1 protein-coding gene is annotated in these 1,277 nt (G+C 77.4%); it reads left to right on the top strand.

Annotation, left to right across the window (positions count from 1 at the left end):
* Positions 1–1,277: heme biosynthesis HemY N-terminal domain-containing protein (locus G3573_RS21500; protein ID WP_163263663.1), on the top strand; the 1,277-nt coding region annotated here is incomplete at both ends.

Below are 1,277 nucleotides of genomic sequence, written 5' to 3' on the forward strand. Positions count from 1 at the left end.
GCCGCCGCCAGACCGCCGAGGCGCTGAGCCGCGGCTACCTGGCCCTGGCCGCCGGCGAGGGCCCCGAGGCGCGCCGCCTGGCCGCCAAGGCCGCCGACCTCGGCGAAGAGAACTCGGCCCTGACCCGCGTGCTGGCCGCCCAGGCGGCGGAGCTGGCCGGCGACCTGCCGACCGCCCAGTCGGCCTACGCCGCCATGCTGGGCTTCCCGGAAATGCGCCTGGCCGGGCACCGCGGCCTGATGAAGGTGGCCATCGCCCAGGGCGACACGCTCGAGGCGGTGAAGCAGGCGGGCCTGGCCTACAACCTGGCCAAGACCGCGCGCTGGGCCTGGCGGGCCCTGTTCGAGGCCAAGCTGCAGGCCGGCGAATGGGCCGAGGCGCTGGACCTGGTCGAGGGCGGCCTGTCGCGCAAGATCCTCACCCCGGCGGTGGCCGAGCGCGCCCGCGCCGCCCTGCTGGCCGCTTCCGCCGCCAGCCTGGAGACCGCCGCCGATCCGAAGCTGCGCGACCAGGCCGTCGACTACGCCGCCCGCGCCGCCAAGCTGCACCCCGGCTTCGCCCCGGGCGCGGTGATCGCCGCGCGCCTGCTGGCCGACGCCGGCAAGACCGGCAAGGCCGAGGACGTGCTGGAAAACGCCTTCGCCGCCGCCCCGCACCCGGCGCTCTGGCTGGCCTATCGCGACCTGCGCGACGACGAGACCCCGCGCGAGCGCGCCAAGCGCCTGCAGAAGCTGGTCAACCGCAACCGCGAGCACCGCGAGGGCCGCATCCTGGCCGCGGAAGTGGCCCTGCTGGCCCACGATCCGGTCGCCATCGGCGCGGCCATGGACACGCTCGCCGACGAGAAGCCGACCGCGCGCCTGTGCGGCCTGCACGCCCGCGCCGCCTGGGCGTCGGGCCAGTCCGACGAGGCCCGCGCCTGGGTCGCCCGCGGCTCGGCCGCCCCGCAGGAGCCCGACTGGTCCGACCTCGACCCCGAGGGCCGCGCCTTCGCCTACGGCCAGTCCGACTGGACCCGGCTGGTCTCCACCTTCGCCGAGACCGGCGAGCTGGTGCACCCGCGCTATGAGCGCCGCGAGCGCGTGCTCAGCGACCTGCCCGAGCTGCCGGCCCGCTACGAGATCAGCGCCCCCTTCGTCTCGGCCGCCGAGACCGGCGCGCTGCCGGCCTACCTGCCGGACGACCCGGGCTTCTACGACGACGCGCTGGCCGGCCCGCCGGAACCCGAGCCGGGCAGCCAGCCGGCCCAGCCGCGTCCGCGCGCGCCGGCCCGCCGC

It is taken from the genome of Caulobacter sp. 17J65-9 (genome assembly GCF_010975005.1).
Lineage (GTDB): Bacteria > Pseudomonadota > Alphaproteobacteria > Caulobacterales > Caulobacteraceae > 17J80-11.